This window comes from Ideonella sp. (assembly GCF_041914305.1).
Lineage (GTDB): Bacteria > Pseudomonadota > Gammaproteobacteria > Burkholderiales > Burkholderiaceae_C > Ideonella.
The window spans coordinates 145,841-163,328 of sequence record NZ_JAYSDQ010000012.1; the positions used below are offsets into that span (position 1 = coordinate 145,841).

The window sequence follows — 17,488 nt, forward strand, 5'->3', positions numbered from 1 at the left end:
GTAGCGGCAGTGCGCCGAATATGCTGATGCGTGGTTGCGCGGTGCCGCGCAAGCGATCAAGAGCGGTAGTCGGCGTTGATGCTGACGTAGTCGTGCGAGAGGTCGCAGGTCCACACCGTCGAGCTGGCCTCGCCGCGGTGCAGGTCGACCCGCACGGTGATTTCGGCTTGCTTCATCACCCGCTGGCCGTCTTCTTCGCGGTAGTCCGGGTGGCGGCCGCCCTGGCGGGCCACGTGCACGTCGTCGAGGTACAGATCGATCAGGCTCTGGTCCAGGTCGCCGATGCCGGCGTAACCGACCGCGGCCAGGATGCGCCCCAGGTTCGGGTCGCTGGCGAAGAAGGCCGTCTTGACCAGCGGCGAGTGGGCGATCGCATACGCCACCTGCTTGCACTCGGCCTCATCGCGGCCCCCATCGATCTGCACGCTGATGAACTTGGTCGCGCCTTCGCCGTCGCGCACGATGGCCTGGGCCAGCTGGCGCGACACGTCGAGCACCGCGGCTTGCAGCGCCTGGCCCTCGTCGCTGTTCAGCGAGTCGATGCGCGCATGGCCGGCCTGGCCGGTGGCGATCAGCACGAAAGAATCGTTGGTCGAGGTGTCGCCGTCGATCGTGATGCGGTTGAACGAGGCGTCGGCCGCGGCCTTGACCAGCGGCTGCAGCAGCGCCGGGTCGATCGCCGCATCGGTGGCGACGAAGCCCAGCATCGTCGCCATGTTCGGCTTGATCATGCCGGCGCCTTTGGAGATGCCGGTCACGTGCACCTCGCGGCCACCGATGGTCAGCGTGCGCGAGGCGGCCTTCGGCAACGTGTCGGTGGTCATGATGCCCTGGGCGGCGCGGGCCCAGTTGGCTGGCGACCGGTCGGCCAGCGCGGCCGGCAGGCCGGCCTCGATGCGCTCGATTGGCAGTGTCTCCATGATCACGCCGGTGGAAAACGGCAGCACCTGCTCGGGCTTGACGCCCAGCTGCGCGGCCAGCGCGGTGCAGCTGCGGCGCGCCCGCGCCAAGCCGTCGGCCCCGGTGCCGGCGTTGGCATTGCCGGTGTTGACGAGGATCGCGCGGATGCCCGCACCTGCGGCCAGGTGCTCCTGGCAGACCTGCACCGGCGCCGCGCAGAAACGGTTCTGCGTGAAGACCCCGGCAACGGCCGAGCCTTCGGCCAGGATGACGACCACCAGGTCCTTGCGGTTGGCCTTGCGGATGCCCGCTTCAGCGATGCCAAGGCTCACACCGGCCACCGAGGCCAGTTGCGCGGGGTCGGGGGCGGTCAGGTTGACGGGCATGGCAGTGGCTCGATCCAAGAGGAGAGGCTGCGGATTGTAGGGAGCCCCCAATGAACTCGGGGCGACCAGGCAATCGCCTGGCCGCCCCGGTCAATCCTCCACTGACAGCGTCGATCAAATGGTTCCAAAAACGGACAGCACGGTCGCGGCCAGCGACGACAGCAACGCCACGGCAAGCACCGTGCCGCTCATGCGCAGGCCCTGCCGGTCCAGCGTGGCCAGGGCTTGCTCGGGCGGGGCTGCGCCGGGGCCGGACAGGTCGTCCGGCACCCAGACCGCCATTTCGGCAGCGAGCGCGGCGCTCATTTGGCAACCTCCGCGCTGCGCGCTGCGGAATTCGCCTTGGGAGCGGCCCGGCGGCTCATGCCGCCCTCGTCCAGGTAAAGAACTGCTCTTGCATGGGCAGCATCGGCCGGTGCTGCACCGGGGCCGGCGCGCGGCGGGCCGGCCCCGGCGCCACCCCGTGCGAGATCTGGATCGCCAGGTGGTTCAGCGTCTGAAAGCGCAACAACCGCTCCAGCGCACGCTGCATCGCGACCAACTGGCGGTTCTGCACCGCCTCGTCGGCGCCACGCAGGCAGTCTTCAAGCAGAGCGCGGGCAAAGGCAGAGGCGGTGCCGAGCTCGGCGTACTCCCGCGCCAGCTGGCGGCAACGGGCTTGTTCGGCAAGCAGCATGTCTTCAAGCGTATTCATAAGGAATCCTTCCTGTCCTGTGCTGTTCGGGGTGCCGAGGCCGGCACCGGGCTTGGGTTGCCGGTCTTTGTCGTTCCCGGCATGGATTGCATTGCACCGCGTCACGCTTCCCGTTTCGACGCACGCCTCGCGCCCATTGGCCTGGTGTGTCAGACGAATCGCAGACGATTCATCCGGACACACCGGCCACGCATCCCCCTAGGTTCGATCCCCGTGGCGGGCGATCAGCGCCAGCAGGCGGCGGGCGATGGGGCCGAAGGGCCAGGGGCGGCGGGGCGTGCCGCAGGTGTCGCCGCCGCGGTCATCGACCGGCTTGGCCTCGCGGTTGAAGCCGGGCAGCGGCGGGATTGCGCCGACGTGGAATGACCGGAACGGCACGTCGAGGTGGTATTCCTTCAAAAAGTCGACCCAGTTGGTGCTGGTCAGAAAGTCGATCACGCCGCGCTGGACCGGCGTGTCGGGGTTGACCTCGACGTAGTAGCTGGAGCGCCAATCCCACACCCCGTCGCGCAGCGGATCGGGCAGGAAGATGTTCATCGCCAAGGTGTCGGCCCGGAAATCCCAGCGGATCTTGTCGGTCTCGTCCAGCCAGGGCACGTCGTTGTCGCCGTAGGCCTTGATCCCGCTCAGCAGCTTGACCAGCGTGGCGGCTTCGTTCTGGACCGACGGGAAACCCACCGCCTGTTTCTGCAGCATCGCCGCCAGACTGCACAAGTCGGTCAGCTGATCAGGCGCTTCCAGGTCCCAGCCGGGCTGCGAGTCGTACTGCTGCGCGTCGAGGATGGCCTGGCGGATCATCGCCACCACCTGAGGCCGGTCTGCCGCGGTGGCACCTCGCAAGGCCTTCAGCAGCGCGTCGGACAGGCGGTCCACCCCATCGGCAATGCCGGCCATGCGCGACAGGGCGACCACCCCACCCACCGTGGGGTGCCGCGGCTTGGCCAGCAACGCCTTGTGGTTTTCTTCGGCGAACCAGGTGGCCAGTTGCTCGGCCGTGGCGCTGCCCGCGGCTTGCAGGCGCTGGAAGACGGCCGGGTAGGACTGGCCCGAGGTGAAGAAGTTGTAATTGCAGTAGCCAGTGGCGTAGTCGGCGTAGGGCGCCACGGTGTGCAACACCTCGACCGACATGTTGAAGCAGTTGTTGAAATGGATCACCGCCGGCCGCGCCGCACCCAGGTCGCGCGCCATCCGCAGTGCCTCACCGAGCTGGCGGGTGGACATGTAGCCACGGTTGACGGGCAGCGTGGGGCTCCCCATGGGTAGTGTGGGCGAGCCCATCGGCAGCACCGGGCTACCGTCCGAATGCACAGGTGCGCAATCGCTGGCCGAGAAATGCCACTCGAACTTGCCACCCTCTGTCACGTGTTGCCAGGTGAGTTGCCTGCGATCCAGATCCGGCAGATAACCTGCGCCATGCCCTTCGATGGACAGCACGAGGCTCGATCTGGGGAAGCGCTGCTGAGCCAGGGCCATCAGTCCAGCAAGCGTTCGCTCAGAGCTCATGTCCTGTTTCCAGCGCGAGTCAATCTTCGCCGCCTCAGGCTGGCCCGCCGGAATTTCAAGAAGCCAAGTGTTGTCTTCGACTCGATCAATCAGCGCCAGCACATGTGTACCAGCTGCCGCCACGCCCTTGAGCGCAGATACCAGGGGATGCGCCTGCACCGCAGCGGTCGTACCGTCCGGGAATGAACTCAATACCTCATCGCTGCCAAAGGGCGCGTAGACGGCGAGCACGACGCTCTCGGTTTTTTCTAGAGTTCTTGAAAGAATGGGGAGTTGCACGGACGTCCTCCGGTTGAGTTGATTGAGCAGACAGGGGGCAGCGCTGGCATGCGCCGAAGTAGCGATACCTTACGCGCCCGTCTCTTCCATCCCTACGCAAGATTGACCGGGCGCGCGGCTGCTACGCTAGACGATGCTCAGACGATCGCAGACCGCTGCAAAGCGACACCCCTAGGTTGACGTCTTCCATGCCCACGCCCCGCACCCTGGTTTCCCGCCGAACTGTCGACGCGCTGTTGACCGCCGGTCTCAATGCGTTGCGCCGCGGGGCCATGGCGGAGCTCAGCCCGAGACACCCGCGACTTCGCCAAGTCCTGTTGTCACCCTGGTTCGCAGCCGTCGTCGGATCGATGGGTGATGCCGTACCCGCGGCGAGAAGAATCGCGAGCGCTGGCGGAGTGCTCTTAACCTGGGGAATCACCGGCCTGCGGCCCGACAGAAGACTCGGGCTGGACGCTATCGACGACAACGCCTGGTTGCACAGCACAAGCTGGCGACCGATGCTTGCGTTGGCCACTCACCACGGGTTGCTGCCGATCCCATCGTTTCCAGCTCGCTACCGCAGAAGCGCCCAGGAAGCGGCCATCGAAAACCTGTGCGGACTTTGGGCTGTTGGTCCGAGCACCGTCTACAGGTACCTCGACAAGGCCAAACGTCAAGTTTGTGACCTATTCGCTGCACCTCCCACGGGGGAACAACTGCTGAGCCTCAGGCAGGCCACAGAGGCGTGGGTGCGCCAAGAGACGACGACGGATCGTGACTGGTGCGCTTGGCATGCCCACCAAGCTGAATCGGCCTTGTTGTCGGGAGCAGTGAGTGACGGCCTGTGGCATCTCTGGCAAGTCGGGGAAATGGAGGCTCTCCTCACCGCGTTGAGGCGCTTCAGCACCGAAGCCGCGGGCACTCAGGAAACGGATGCCATGCTGGCCACGCTGACGGCGGCGGACCAACTGACACCCATTCAGCAAGTCGAGCTCTCGTTGTGTTGGGCCCAACTCTGGCACCTCAGGCATGCCGTCGACCGCGAGGGGGAAGCGCTGGACCAAGCGCTTCGAAGAGCCGAGCTGATTGGAGACCCTCTCCATGTCGGAATCGCCCACGCCGCCATCGCCCGCTTTCTCGAAGGCCGCGACCGAGACCGCGCCATGGCGTGCTATGAGGAGGGCGCAGCGTCGCTCAGAAGGGCGCTGGAAACCCCACTCGGCAGTGCCTCAGCCAGGGCTGGCAATGAATACGCGCGTTGCTTGGTGCACCTCGCCTGGTTGAATCTGCGCCGGAACAACCCGAAAGCCAAAACTTTGCTGGAGCAGATCCCACTCATTGCTCGGCAAACTCCACTCCTGGATGAAACGGTCGGGGCAGCCGAGCAAACCTGGGGTGAATACTGGCGCTGCGTGGGCAACCCGCGAAAAGCGCTCGAGCATAAGCACAAGGCCCTGATCATTTTCCAGCGAATGGGCGATCAGCGCTCGGTGCTGAGCACGTACAACAACCTCAGTCTGATCTATGGCGACGCCAAGGAATACGCACTGTCGCTGGAGTATGGCAAGCGGGTTGTGGAGGCCGCCGTCACCCAGACGATCGAGCCAGAAGTGCTGGCCGGCGTGCTCTGCAATCTGGGCGTCACCTATTTCGGTTTGGGCCAACTGACCGAAGCAATAGACCACTACGAGCGTTCTCGGCAATTGGCCCAGCAGGCCGGCTTGAAGGCCCAACTCGCGATCGCGCAATACAACCTTGCAGAGGCCTACTACGAGCGGTTCAAACAGCACGGCGACATGCGCGACGAATCCCTGGGCGATTCCTTTGCCGCGTCGGCTGCTCGGCTGAGTGCAGAAGACAACGCCCACGCTCAAGCCGATGCCGCCAGAGCGCTGAAGAGGGAGGTGCTGGGGACCGGCGAAGGCCCCGATCGCCTGCTTCCCTCGGAGCATGCGGCCCACTTCACCGAGATGGCCGAAGTTGAACGGCTTCGGCTCAGCCTGGCGGCACCCCAACCGCCTTCGCAGCAGGTGCGCACGCACCTGGCCATCGCGCGCGCGTATCTGGCCATCGCCACGAAAGAGCGCGAGGCGGCACTGGCCATCGCCTCGCGCCACGGGCTGACGGAAGACTTCGACTCGGAGCTGACGGCGTTGCGGCAGACCTTCGAACGAGACCTGACCCGTGAACAGCAGTGGGCGGCGCGCTGGCAGCAGCAGGCGAGCGAGCTGTTGCAGCCCGAACAGCGCAGCGCCGCGCTGAACCGCCTGATCAGCGCAGGCGCCATCAACAAGAGCGCCTACGCCGAAGTCTGCGGCGTCAGTCTGGCCACCGCATCCAAACACTTGGGCCTGTTGGCCGAGCGCGGCTTGCTGGTGCAAACGGGCAAGGGCCCGAGCACTCGCTATCTGCTGCCTGACGCGTCGCACTGACGGCGCTCGGCGCTGCTTCGAGCCCCCTCGCCTCGCATCCCCCCGAATGGGGATGGTTCGCCAGCCGCCCTAACACCGACGATGCATGACCGACGCTTTGGTGTCGGTCGGCGGCGGCATGACCTGAAGCGTGAAGCAACAGCGTCGCACTCGCCGCGCGGTTCATCAACCTACGTCAACGAAGCGCATGACCAAGACCACGCCCCCCTCACCTGCTCCATCGCCTCGCGAACTCACGCCCGCGGAAGTTCTGCAAATCGCGGGCGGCCCCGCAGGATTTCCCGGACTCTGCACGCCGCAAACACCGCCGCCGCCCTCGCCGCAAGGCCACTGAGTGCGGCGATAGCCAACTCGAACAACGGGAAATCGACATGCCCACTCAACAACAGCCAACCCCCATGCGCCCCCTGACGGCGCAGGAATTGCAGCAGGTTGCCGGGGGCCCCATGGGCTGCCCTGGACTCAGCATTCCCATGCCGCCGCCGCATCAGGCCAACGGTTCACAAGGCAGCTGAACGTCGCCGTGGGCGCCGAAGCCGCTACCGGTTCGGCGCCCCATCGGCGGGCCTCAACCGCCCGCCCTCCAGCACCACCACCCGCTCGGCCATCGCGATGGTCTCTGGGCGGTGGGCCACGATCACGCGGGTCAGCGCCAGCGACTGCACGGTGGCATTGACCGAGCGTTCGTTGCCCAGGTCGAGGTGGCTGGTGGCTTCGTCGAGCACCAGCATGCGCGGCTGGTGGTACAGCGCCCGCGCCAGCAGGATGCGCTGCTTCTGGCCCCCTGAAAGGCCGATGCCCGATTCGCCGGTCAGCGTGTGAAAGCCCATCGGCATCTCGCCGATCTCGCGTTCGACACCGGCCTGGCGCGCACTCTCGACGATGCGCTCCCACTGTGGGTCGGGGTCGAAGAAGCAGATGTTGTCGGCGATCGAGCCCGAGAACAGCCGGTCTTCCTGCATCACCGTGCCGATCAACCGGCGGTAGTTGGCCAGGCCCAGTTGCCCCAGCCGCATGCCACCGATGATGATCTCGCCTTCGGTCGGTTGCAGCAGGCCCAGCATGACCTTGACCAGCGTGGTCTTGCCGCAACCTGAAGGGCCGGTGATGGCCACGCATTCGCCCGGTTCGATGCGCAGGTCCACGCCGTGCAGCACGAAGGGCTCGGTGGGTGAGTAGCGAAAGCTCACGTTGCGCAGCTCGACCGACATCGGCAGCTTGGTCAGGTCCACCTCGGCTGGCAGGTTCTGCGCATCACGCTCGGTCTCTTGCAGCACGATGTCGGCCACGCGCTCGCCGTGCAGCCGCAGCATCGACAGCTCGGCCAACTTGTCGACCAGCGCCGAGACGCGCGTCGAGAACTGCAGCTGGTAGGCCATGAAGGCGAACAGCATGCCGGCGGTGAATTCGTGCGACAGCACCAGCCGCGCCGCCAGCCAGACGACGATCACGCGCTCGAGCCCGCTGAGCAGGCCGCGCGCCGTGTCCTGGCTCAGCGTCAGGCGCTGGATGCGCAGCTCGGCGTTGAACTGGTCGGCCAACATGTTGAGCCAGCCGGCGCGGCGCACGTCGCCCTTGCCGAACAGCCGCACGCTCTGGATGCCGCTGGCCGTTTCGATCATGTGGGTCTGCTGGCGCGCGGCGTGGATGATCTGCTCGGCGCTGGCCTCGCGCAGCGCGCGGAACACGCCCCAGCGCAGCAGCGCGTAGGCCAGCATCGCCAGCACCGACACCAGCGTCAGGCTCGGGCTGTAGAACAGCATCATCGCCAGCGTGCCGAGGGTCATCAGGCCGTCGACCACCGTCTGCGCGAACTGCGTCGTCAGCGTGCGCTGGATCATCACGACCGAGCCAAAGCTGGCCAGGATGTGGCCGATGTGGCGCTTCTCGAAGAAGTCCAACGGCAGCCGCACCAGGTGGGCGAACACATTGCCCAGCCACTGGAAATTCAGGCTCGTGCTGAGCACGACGACGAACCAGCCGCGTGTGGCCGAGATCACGGCGTGCACGATCACCAGCAGGCCGAAGCCGGCCGCCAGCACCATCAGCATGTCGGCATCGGCCGTGACCAGCACGTGGTCGACCACCCACTGCAGGTAGAACGGCAGCGCCATTGCGATCAGCTCGAGCAGCACCGCCAGCAGGGCGATCTGCGCCAGCCCGCGCCGCAGGCCGGTCACCCGGCCCATCAGGCCGCGCAGCGACAACTTGGGCGTCGGCGCCTGGCCGACGAACTCGGGGCTGGGCGACACCTCCAGCGCCACACCGGTGAAATGCTTGCCGAACTCGGCCAGGCTCAGGCGCCGCTCACCCACTGCCGGGTCGTGGATCACCGCGTGGCGCGCGTCGACCGACTTCAGCACCACGAAGTGGTTCATGTCCCAGTGCAGCACGCAGGGCAGTTGCAGCTGCGGCAGGTGTTGCATCTCCAGCCGCAGCGCGCGGGTCTGCAAGCGCATCGCCTCGGCAATGCGCATCAGGGCTTCGAGCGTGGCACCTTTGCGCGAGATCGAAAAGCGCAGCCGCAGGTTGGCCAGGTCGGTGCGGTAGCCGTGGTAGTTGGCCACCATCGCCAGGCTGCACAAGCCGCACTCGGTCGCCTCGGTCTGGATGAACACCGGCAGCCGGTGGCGCCAGCCTGCGAAGAAGGTTTCGAACATGCGGCGCTACAGAGTCTTGCTCACGCCCAGCAGCGGCGCCAGCGCCCACTCGACCAGGCTGCGGTGTTCGAGCGCCACGCTGGCGCTGAGCAGCATGCCGGGCTTCAACGGCAGCGCACTGCCGGTGCGGCTGCGCAGCGTGGCCATGTCCACCGAGACGCGCGCACGGTACAGCGCGCGTGCCGCGCCGGCCGCATCGGGCGGCGGGGCCAAGCCCGAGGCCTGCTCGCTGCTCGGCACCGGGCTGAGCGACACACTGCGCAGCCGGCCCGGGAACAAGCCGTACTTCTCGAACGGGTAGGCCTCGAAGCGCAGCTGCACAGCCTGGCCTTCGTGCAGGTTGCCGACCGCGCGCGACGGCAGGTACAGCTCGGCCTCGAGCGTGGCACCCAGCGGCATCAGGTTGGCCAGGGCATCTTCGTCTTTCATCGGTTGACCAAGGTCGACCAGCACGGCGGCCACCACCGCGTCCTGCGTCGCCCGCACGCTGATCTCGCGCTGCAACTCGCTCTCGTCGAGCAGCTGCTGCACCTCGTCCATGTCGCGCCGCGATTCAGACTGCTCGCGTTGAGTCTGCAGCGGGATCTGCGCCTGCTGCGCGCGCACGGTGGCGAGCTCGCGCTGGGCGTCGACGCGGCTGCGGTCGATGCTGGCCAGTTTGGCTTCTTCTTCCAGCACTTCGGCGGCCTTGGTCTGGGCGGCCAGCTGGGTCATCATGCCCTCGCGCGCCAACTCGGCATGGCGCTGCGCAATGTCACGCAGCACCTGCACACGTTGCGACTGCAGGCTGCGCTCGCGCGTGAGTTGCTCGATGCTGGCTTCCAGCCCGCGCGCCCGCGCGCCGGCCTCTTGCGCCCGCATCTCGGCCAATCGGCCCTGCTGGGCCACCTCGGCCTCGAGCCGGCGCAAACGGCTGGCCAACGCGCTACTGATGCTGGCCTGGTCGACACCCGTCGCGGTGGCGCGGTCGCGGCGGATCACGAACATCACGTCACCCGCCTTGACCGCATCGCCAGCCGCCACGCGCACCTCGCTCAAACGCCCGGCCAGCGGCGCGACGACCCGGATCAGGCCGCGATCGGGCACCACCATGCCGCTGACCACCTCTTTGCGGGTGAAGCCGAAATTCCACGCGAACAGCAGCAGCGCCAGCACCAGCACCGCGAGCAACGTGGTCAACGCCGCGAACGACCAGGGCCGCGCCAGCACCACCGTGCCGTGGAAGCGTTGCCGCTGGTGATCCACTGCCTCGACTCGAAAGAGGTCGCTCATGGACGGGTGGGTGCTGTAGGCCGGCGTCGCGCAACAGGTGATCAGGTCGCGACGAGTTTGCCACGTGCCATGCCGGCCGTGAACGCCTGGATCAAGCCGGCGGGAAGGCGGCGAACATCATCTGGTCGCACAGATCGCCGCGGGCATTGCGCTCGCGGTGGTGCAGGCGGCCTTCGCAGCGAAACCCCAGGCCATGCTCGGCAAAGTGCAGCGCCCGGTGGTTGTCGACCTCGGAGATCGCCTCGATGCGGGCCAGGCCCATCTCGAAGCCGAGCCCGACGACGGCCAGCACGGCCTCGCGCATCAGGCCCTGGCCGCCATGGCGGGCATCGCCCACGTAGCCGATCTCGGCCCGGGGCGTCTCGAAGTCGAAGCTGTGCAGGTCGACCCGACCGACGAAGGCGCGGCGGTCACGCAGGAACGCGTTGAAGATCAGGCATTCGCCGTCGTCGACCATCTTCAGCCCGCCCTCGCAGAAGCGGATCGCCCGCTCCAGCGTCCAGGGGGCCTGTGCCCAGGCGATGAAGCCGAGCGTTGGCAGACTGGTGTTGACGCTGTCGTAGACCGCCGCAGCGTGGGCCCGCGATGGGGCCTCGAGCAGCAGCCGTGCGGTCTCCAGCCGGCGCGGCGCGCGGATCAGCGTGTGGCGATTCATCCGGGTGCCGCTGGGGGTGTCGGCCGCGCCGGCGGCCGGGCTGGGGCCGCCGGGTGCCGGGTCAGGCGAGCTGGCCGTGGCAAGCCTTGTATTTTTTGCCGCTGCCGCAGGGGCAGGGGTCGTTGCGGCCCACGCGCGGCACCTCGGACGAGCGGTCGGCCTCCTGGCTGACGCTGCCGTCTTCGTTGGGGTGGGTGTAGGTCACGTTGGAGATGCGCTCGGCCTTGTCCTCCATCGCCTCGGCCGCGGCGCTGACCTGCTCTTGCGTCTGGATGCGCACGGTCATCAGCACGCGGGTGACTTCCATCTTCACCACGTCGAGCAGCTGCGAGAACAGCTCGAAGGCTTCGCGCTTGTACTCCTGCTTCGGGTTCTTCTGCGCATAACCGCGCAGGTGAATGCCCTGGCGCAGGTAGTCCAGCGCGGCCAGGTGCTCGCGCCAGTGCGAGTCCATCGCCTGCAGCAGCACCATGCGCATGAACGGCGTGAACTGGTCGGCGCCGACCATGTCGAGCTTGGCCTGGAATGCTGCGTTGGCCGATTCGATGACCTTCGCGAGGATGTCGTCGTCGGTGATCGAGTCGCTGGCGGCCACCATCGGCTGCAGCGCGACGTCGAGTTGCCATTCGTCGCGCAGCACCTTTTCCAGGCCGGGCAGGTCCCACTGTTCTTCGACGCTTTCGGCCGGCACGAAGGTGCGCACCACGTCGGTCATCGTGGCCTTGCGCAGGTTGGCGATCTGCTCAACCAGCGACGTGGCTTCGAGGATTTCGCCGCGCTGCTGGTAGATCACCTTGCGCTGATCGTTGCTGACGTCGTCGTACTCGAGCAGCTGCTTGCGAACGTCGAAGTTGCGCGCCTCGACCTTGCGCTGGGCCGACTCGATCGAGCGCGACACGATGCCCGCCTCGATGGCCTCGCCCTCGGGCATCTTCAGCCGCTCCATGATCGCCTTGACGCGGTCACCGGCGAAGATGCGCATCAGCGGGTCTTCGAGCGACAGGTAGAAGCGCGAGGCGCCCGGGTCGCCCTGGCGGCCCGAACGGCCCCGCAGCTGATTGTCGATGCGGCGGCTCTCGTGGCGCTCGGTGGCCACGATGCGCAGGCCGCCCGCGGCCTTGACCTGGTCGTGCAGGCCCTGCCACTCGTCCTTGAGCTGCTGGATGCGGCGGGTCTTCTCGTCGGCCGGGATCGATTCGTCGGCCTCGATGAACTGGGTCTGCTTCTCGACGTTGCCGCCCAGCACGATGTCGGTGCCGCGGCCGGCCATGTTGGTGGCGATCGTGATCACGCCCGGGCGCCCGGCCTGGGCCACGATCTCGGCCTCGCGCGCATGCTGCTTGGCGTTGAGCACCTCGTGCGGCACCTTGGCCTTCTTCAACAGGCCCGAGATCAGCTCGGAGTTCTCGATCGAGGTCGTGCCCACCAGCACCGGCTGGCCCCGCTCGCGGCAGTCCTTGATGTCTTCGACCACCGCGTCGTACTTCTCGCGCGCGGTCTTGTAGACCAGGTCGAGTTCGTCCTTGCGGATGGTCGGCTTGTTCGGCGGGATCACCACGGTTTCCAGGCCGTAGATCTCCTGGAATTCGTAGGCCTCGGTGTCGGCCGTGCCGGTCATGCCGGCGAGCTTGCCGTACATGCGGAAGTAGTTCTGGAAGGTGATCGAGGCGAGCGTCTGGTTCTCGCTCTGGATCTGCACGCCTTCCTTGGCCTCGACCGCCTGGTGCAGGCCGTCGGACCAGCGGCGGCCGGTCATCAGGCGACCGGTGAATTCGTCGACGATCACCACCTCGCCGTTCTGCACGACGTAGTGCTGGTCGCGGTGGTACAGGTGGTTGGCCCGCAGCGCCGCGTACACGTGGTGCATCAGCGTGATGTTGGCCGGGTCGTACAGGCTCGCGCCCTCGACCAGCAGGCCGGCCTCGGACAGGATGCGCTCGGCGTTCTCGTGACCTTCCTCGGTCAGGAAGACCTGGTGGCTCTTCTCGTCGACGGTGAAGTCGCCCGGCACCTCGACGCCTTCACCGGTGCGCACGTCCAGCTCGCCGATCTGCTTGGTCAGCTTCGGCACGACGGCGTTGATGCGCACGTACAGCTCGGTGTGGTCTTCGGCCTGGCCGGAGATGATCAGCGGCGTGCGCGCCTCGTCGATCAGGATCGAGTCCACCTCGTCGACGATGGCGTAGGCCAGCCCGCGCTGCACGCGGTCGGCCATCTCGTGGACCATGTTGTCGCGCAGGTAGTCGAAGCCGTATTCGTTGTTCGTGCCGTAGGTGATATCGGCGCCGTAGGCGGCTTGCTTCTCGGCGCGGTCCATGCCGGGCACGTTGACGCCAACGGTCATGCCCAGGAAGTTGTACAGGCGGCCCATCCACTCGGCGTCGCGCCGGGCGAGGTAGTCGTTGACCGTCACCACGTGCACGCCCTTGCCGGGCAGTGCATTCAGGTAGACCGGCAGCGTGGCCATCAGGGTCTTGCCTTCGCCGGTGCGCATTTCGGCGATCTTGCCCGCATGCAGCACCATGCCGCCGATCAGCTGCACGTCGAAGTGGCGCATCTTCAGCGCGCGCTTGCCAGCCTCGCGCACCGCAGCGAAGGCCTCCGGCAGCAGGTCGTCCAGCGTCTCGCCCTTGGCCAGCCGCTCGCGGAACTCGCCGGTCTTGGCCTTCAGCGCGTTGTCGTCCAGCTTCGCGAAGCTGGGTTCCAGCTCGTTGATCTTGTCGACGGTGCGTCGATAGCCTTTGAGCAGGCGGTCGTTGCGACTGCCGAAAATCTGGGTCAGGAGCTTGGGCAACATGCGGCGCTGCGATTAGTGTCTGGCGGTGGTGTCGGGTCAGGCTGCGCGCACCAGAGCGCGCCGCACGGCGCCGACTGACTTGGGGCCGGACACCGGCATTGCAAGCGCGGGTTCGCCCCCTAGGATGAGAGGTCGGATGGGGAGATCGACAGGATTTCTTCTAGGCGCGCATGCGCTTCATCCAGCCATGCCATGGCCGCGCGAGCGCAGGCGCGAAAGCGCGGGAGTTTAGCACCGGGGTATGGCGGGCCGCGCCTCAGTGGCGCAGGGCCGGCGACACCGCCGCGGCGGCCGCCGAGACCCCCGCCGGCACGGCCTGCGGCGCCACGGCCACCGGGGGCAGCGGCGCGGCGGAGAGGAACTTCGCCGGGTCCTGCATCGAGCCGTCGACCAGCACCTCGAAGTGCAGGTGCGGGCCGGTCGAGCGGCCGGTGTTGCCGACCAGCGCGACCTGCTGGCCACGCCTGACCAGGTCACCGACCTTGACCAGGATGCGCTGGGTGTGCGCATAACGCGTGGTCAGGCCGTTGCCATGGTCGATCTCGAGCAGGTTGCCGTACTGCGGATGGAAGTCGGTCGACATGACCACGCCACCGGCGGCGGCCAGGATCGGCGTGCCGGGGTCGGCCGAGAAGTCCAGCCCAGTGTGCAGCGCGGGGCGGCCGGTGATCGGGTCGGTGCGGAAGCCGAAGCCCGAGCCGACGGGCGCATCGACCGGCCGGCTGTTGGGCACCATCAGCGACTTCAGCCGCGATTCGAACAGGCGCGATTCGGCCAGCGTCAGCATGTCGCTGTGCTGGTCGGCGAGTTGCTCCAGCACGCCGAGTGTCCGGTCGAGCTGTTCCAGGCTTGGGTGCTCGAGCGGCACATACGGGCCGCCCTGGCCGCCCGGTGCGCGCGTGCCGGCGCGGTCGGGTGCCGACGCCGGCCGCTGCAGCGCCTTCAGCTCGTCGGGCTTCATGCCGGCCAGCCCGCTCACCCGCTCACCCATCGCCTCGAGGTTGACCATGCGGGCCTGCATCTCGCCGACCTTGCGTGCCATCGCGTCGAGGTTGTCGCGCAGGACCTTGTCGCGCTGGGCGTTTTCGTCGCGCACCACCAGCTTGACCAACTGGCTGACGACGGGCCAGCCGTCGCGGGCCGCCGTCAGGAAGATGAAGTGGTAGATCGCACCGGAAAGCAGGAGCAGCGTCACCACCAGGCCGCACAGGCCCAGGACGATCTGCAACCGGCTGAAGCTCAGCACGCGCGTGCGCGCCAAGCCCCCATGGGTGATCAGAATCTGCATCGTTAAACTCCTTGGCCTTATGTCACCCCCGCCCCCCTCCAAGGCTGGCGGCCCGCACACGCGGCCGATCAACGAAGCGCTGGCCGCCAATTCGACCCTGGCCCAGTTGCTTCAGCGGCTGAAGGAAGCCGAGGCGCGCATGGACACCGTGCGGGAGGTGCTGCCGCCAAGCCTCAGGGCCCATGTGCGCACAGGCGTGCTCGACGAGGCGGGGTGGAACCTGCTGGTGCCTAACGGCGCGGTGGCTGCCAAGCTGCGACAGTGCCTGCCAGCCATTGAGCAGGCACTGGTAGTGCGGGGCTGGAAGCCTACTTCAGTCCGGGTGAAGGTTCAATCGGACCGAGCCTAGGGAATTCGTTGGTGCCGGCTATCCGAATCGAACGGATGACCTTCCGCTTACAAGGCGGGTGCTCTACCAGCTGAGCTAAGCCGGCACGGCCTAAGCTATTGATTTTAGGCGCTTTCCGCGCCTTCGTCTTGGGTCACCGTGCGGCGGCTGGAGCGGCCCGCACGACCCGCCACGGTTACTTCACGCGCTTGAGCGCCGGCCGCGGCGGCGGTGGCGGCTCGTCACCATCGGTAGCTTCTGCAGACGGTGCGGGCGTTGCAGGCGGCGCCGCGGTCGGGCCCGGGGTCGTGTCGGTGCGCGCCAGGCGCAGCCCACGGGCCGGGCGATCGTCCCCTTCGCTGCTGCCGTCGGGCGCCAACGCGGTGCCGGGCGTCGCGTCTTCCGGCGCGTTGGACGGCATTGGAAACGCCATGCCCTGCCCGTTTTCGCGCGCATAGATCGCCACCACGTGGTCCACCGGCACGACGATCTCGCGAGCCACCCCGCCGAAGCGCGCCTTGAACTCGATGAAGTCGTTGCCCAGCTTCAGCCCGCTGGTGGCCTCGAAGCCCACGTTCAGAACGATCTCGTTGTTCTTCACGTACTCGGTGGGGACCTGCACGCTCGCATCAACGAACACCGCCAGGTACGGCGTGAAGCCGTTGTCGGTGCACCAGTCGTGCAGCGCGCGCACGAGGTAAGGCCGGGTCGAGGTGCCCTGATTGTCCGGCGCGGAAGGTGGAGTCGGCGGCGTGGCGGTCATCGTGAACGAAGATGGCAGGGGCTCGGCCCTTACTTGCGCATCACCTTTTCGGACGGGGTCAGCGCTTCGATGTAGGCCGGGCGCGAGAAGATGCGCTCAGCGTACTTCAGCAGCGGCGCCGCGTTCTTCGACAGGTCAATGCCGTAGTAGTCCAGGCGCCACAGCAGCGGCGCGATGGCCACGTCGAGCATCGAGAAGTCGTCGCCCAGCATGAACTTGTTCTTCAGGAAGATCGGCGCCAGCTGGGTCAGCCGGTCGCGGATCTGCGAACGGGCCTTCTCGAGCTGCTTGTCGGTGCCCTTGATGCCGCGGCCTTCGAGGATGTTCACGTTGGCGAACAGCTCTTTCTCGAAGTTGAACAGGAACAGGCGCACGCGGGCCCGGGCCACCGGGTCGCCGGGCATCAGCTGCGGGTGCGGGAAGCGCTCGTCGATGTACTCGTTGATGATGTGCGACTCATACAGGATGAGGTCGCGCTCGACGAGGATCGGCACCTCGTTGTACGGGTTCATCAACGCGATGTCTTCGGGCTTGGCGAACAGGTCGACGTCGCGGATCTCGAAGTCCATGCCCTTTTCGAACAAGACGAAACGGCAACGGTGCGAGTAAGGGCAGGTGGTTCCGGAGTAAAGCACCATCATGAGCGTGGGCTCCCTTTAAAGAAGCGGGTCGAACAGCGGCCGAGAACGGCAGGAAAGGCAAAACGCAGTGGCGCCTGAAACGGCGCTCACTGCGCGAGAAGCCCCGACCGCTTTCGATGCGGCCGGGCAAAGGTCATTTCACGTCTTTCCAGTACGCCGCATTCAGGCGCCAGGCAAACAAGGTGAACACGGCCAGGAAGATCAGCACCCACACGCCCAGCCGCACGCGCTGGCCTTGCGCCGGCTCGCCCATCCACTGCAGGAACGCCACCAGGTCAGCGACGGACTGGTTGTACTCTGCCTGGGTCAGCTTGCCCGGGGTGATCTGTTCAAAGCCCTTGAAGCGGTGAACCTTCTTCTCGGGGTCGTGCGCGTCGGCCACTTCTTCGAAGACGGCGCGCTGCTGGCCCTGCAGTTCCCACAGCGCGTGCGGCATCGCCACGCTCGGGAAAGCCAGGTTGTTCCAGCCGGTGGCCGTGGTGTCGTCGCGGTAGTAGCTGCGCAGGTAGGTGTACAGGTAGTCGGCACCCGTGCCCTGGCCGGCGCGCGAGCGGGCGATCACCGACAGGTCGGGCGGCGCCGCGCCGAACCAGGCCTTGCCCTGCTTCGGATCGAGCACCACCTTCATCGTCTCGCCCACCTTGTCGGCGGCGAACATCAGGTTGCCCTTGATCTGGTCATCGGTCAGGCCCAGGTCGCGCATGCGGTTGTAGCGCGCGAACGAGGCACCGTGGCAGTTCAGGCAGTAGTTGACGAACAGCTTGGCACCGTTTTGCAGCGACGACAGGTCGGTCATGCGCTCGGTCGGGAACTTGTCCCACTGCATGCCGCCTACGTTGGCGAATGCGCCGCCGGCCAGGCACAGGGCGGCCATCCAGCCGGCAATGAGTTTTTTGATCATTTGAAAG

14 protein-coding genes and 1 tRNA gene are annotated in these 17,488 nt (G+C 66.9%); 2 read left to right on the plus strand and 13 right to left on the minus strand.

What is annotated here, in order from left to right; translation table 11 throughout:
* Positions 1-56: 56 nt before the first annotated feature.
* The 4 genes from argJ to ACE3SG_RS16885 all read right to left on the minus strand — a co-directional run bounded on the left by argJ (position 57) and on the right by ACE3SG_RS16885 (position 3,762).
* Positions 57-1,286: a bifunctional glutamate N-acetyltransferase/amino-acid acetyltransferase ArgJ gene (gene argJ, locus ACE3SG_RS16870; RefSeq protein ID WP_374566903.1), complete on the minus strand. Its 1,230-nt coding sequence runs from the start codon at positions 1,284-1,286 to the stop codon at positions 57-59.
* Between the two features lie 114 nt (positions 1,287-1,400).
* Complete coding sequence (locus tag ACE3SG_RS16875; protein ID WP_374566904.1) at positions 1,401-1,592, minus strand: hypothetical protein; 192 nt, start codon at positions 1,590-1,592, stop codon at positions 1,401-1,403.
* 55 nt (positions 1,593-1,647) lie between these two features.
* Entirely contained in the window at positions 1,648-1,980 is a 333-nt protein-coding gene (locus tag ACE3SG_RS16880; protein WP_374566905.1) for a hypothetical protein, read from the minus strand.
* Between the two features lie 198 nt (positions 1,981-2,178).
* Positions 2,179-3,762: a clostripain-related cysteine peptidase gene (locus tag ACE3SG_RS16885; RefSeq protein WP_374566907.1), complete on the minus strand. Its 1,584-nt coding sequence runs from the start codon at positions 3,760-3,762 to the stop codon at positions 2,179-2,181.
* A gap of 188 nt (positions 3,763-3,950) precedes the next feature.
* Between ACE3SG_RS16885 and ACE3SG_RS16890 the strand changes: the two genes are divergently transcribed.
* Complete coding sequence (locus ACE3SG_RS16890) at positions 3,951-6,176, plus strand: tetratricopeptide repeat protein (RefSeq protein WP_374566909.1); 2,226 nt, start codon at positions 3,951-3,953, stop codon at positions 6,174-6,176.
* A gap of 539 nt (positions 6,177-6,715) precedes the next feature.
* Here the strand turns inward: ACE3SG_RS16890 and ACE3SG_RS16895 are convergent.
* From ACE3SG_RS16895 to ACE3SG_RS16915, 5 genes are all read right to left on the minus strand, one after another.
* The gene (locus ACE3SG_RS16895) at positions 6,716-8,836 is read right to left on the minus strand and encodes a peptidase domain-containing ABC transporter (RefSeq protein WP_374566911.1); all 2,121 of its coding nucleotides are present in this window, start codon (positions 8,834-8,836) and stop codon (positions 6,716-6,718) included.
* Positions 8,837-8,842: 6 nt separating this feature from the next.
* Positions 8,843-10,108, minus strand: coding sequence for an HlyD family efflux transporter periplasmic adaptor subunit (locus tag ACE3SG_RS16900; protein ID WP_374566913.1), 1,266 nt, complete (start codon positions 10,106-10,108; stop codon positions 8,843-8,845).
* A gap of 91 nt (positions 10,109-10,199) precedes the next feature.
* Positions 10,200-10,763 carry a GNAT family N-acetyltransferase gene (locus tag ACE3SG_RS16905; protein ID WP_374566916.1) on the minus strand — a complete coding sequence of 188 codons (564 nt, stop codon included), beginning with the start codon at positions 10,761-10,763 and terminating at the stop codon, positions 10,200-10,202.
* 61 nt (positions 10,764-10,824) lie between these two features.
* Positions 10,825-13,560: a preprotein translocase subunit SecA gene (secA, locus tag ACE3SG_RS16910; protein ID WP_374566918.1), complete on the minus strand. Its 2,736-nt coding sequence runs from the start codon at positions 13,558-13,560 to the stop codon at positions 10,825-10,827.
* A gap of 256 nt (positions 13,561-13,816) precedes the next feature.
* A complete protein-coding gene (locus ACE3SG_RS16915; protein ID WP_374566921.1) occupies positions 13,817-14,848 on the minus strand; it encodes a M23 family metallopeptidase in 1,032 nt (343 codons plus the stop codon).
* Positions 14,849-14,867: 19 nt separating this feature from the next.
* Here ACE3SG_RS16915 and ACE3SG_RS16920 point away from each other — a divergent pair, with 19 nt between their 5' ends.
* On the plus strand, positions 14,868-15,197 hold the full coding sequence (locus ACE3SG_RS16920) for a hypothetical protein (protein WP_374566923.1): 330 nt from the start codon (positions 14,868-14,870) through the stop codon (positions 15,195-15,197).
* A gap of 9 nt (positions 15,198-15,206) precedes the next feature.
* Here ACE3SG_RS16920 and ACE3SG_RS16925 read toward each other — a convergent pair.
* From ACE3SG_RS16925 to ACE3SG_RS16940, 4 genes are all read right to left on the minus strand, one after another.
* Positions 15,207-15,282: transfer RNA gene (locus ACE3SG_RS16925), tRNA-Thr, on the minus strand.
* A 90-nt stretch (positions 15,283-15,372) separates the two neighbouring features.
* Positions 15,373-15,939, minus strand: a complete 567-nt coding sequence (locus ACE3SG_RS16930; RefSeq protein WP_374566925.1) for a ClpXP protease specificity-enhancing factor — start codon at positions 15,937-15,939, stop codon at positions 15,373-15,375.
* 29 nt (positions 15,940-15,968) lie between these two features.
* A complete protein-coding gene (locus ACE3SG_RS16935; RefSeq protein WP_374566926.1) occupies positions 15,969-16,580 on the minus strand; it encodes a glutathione S-transferase N-terminal domain-containing protein in 612 nt (203 codons plus the stop codon).
* 133 nt (positions 16,581-16,713) lie between these two features.
* Positions 16,714-17,478 carry a cytochrome c1 gene (locus ACE3SG_RS16940; protein ID WP_374567035.1) on the minus strand — a complete coding sequence of 255 codons (765 nt, stop codon included), beginning with the start codon at positions 17,476-17,478 and terminating at the stop codon, positions 16,714-16,716.
* Positions 17,479-17,488 lie beyond the last annotated feature (10 nt).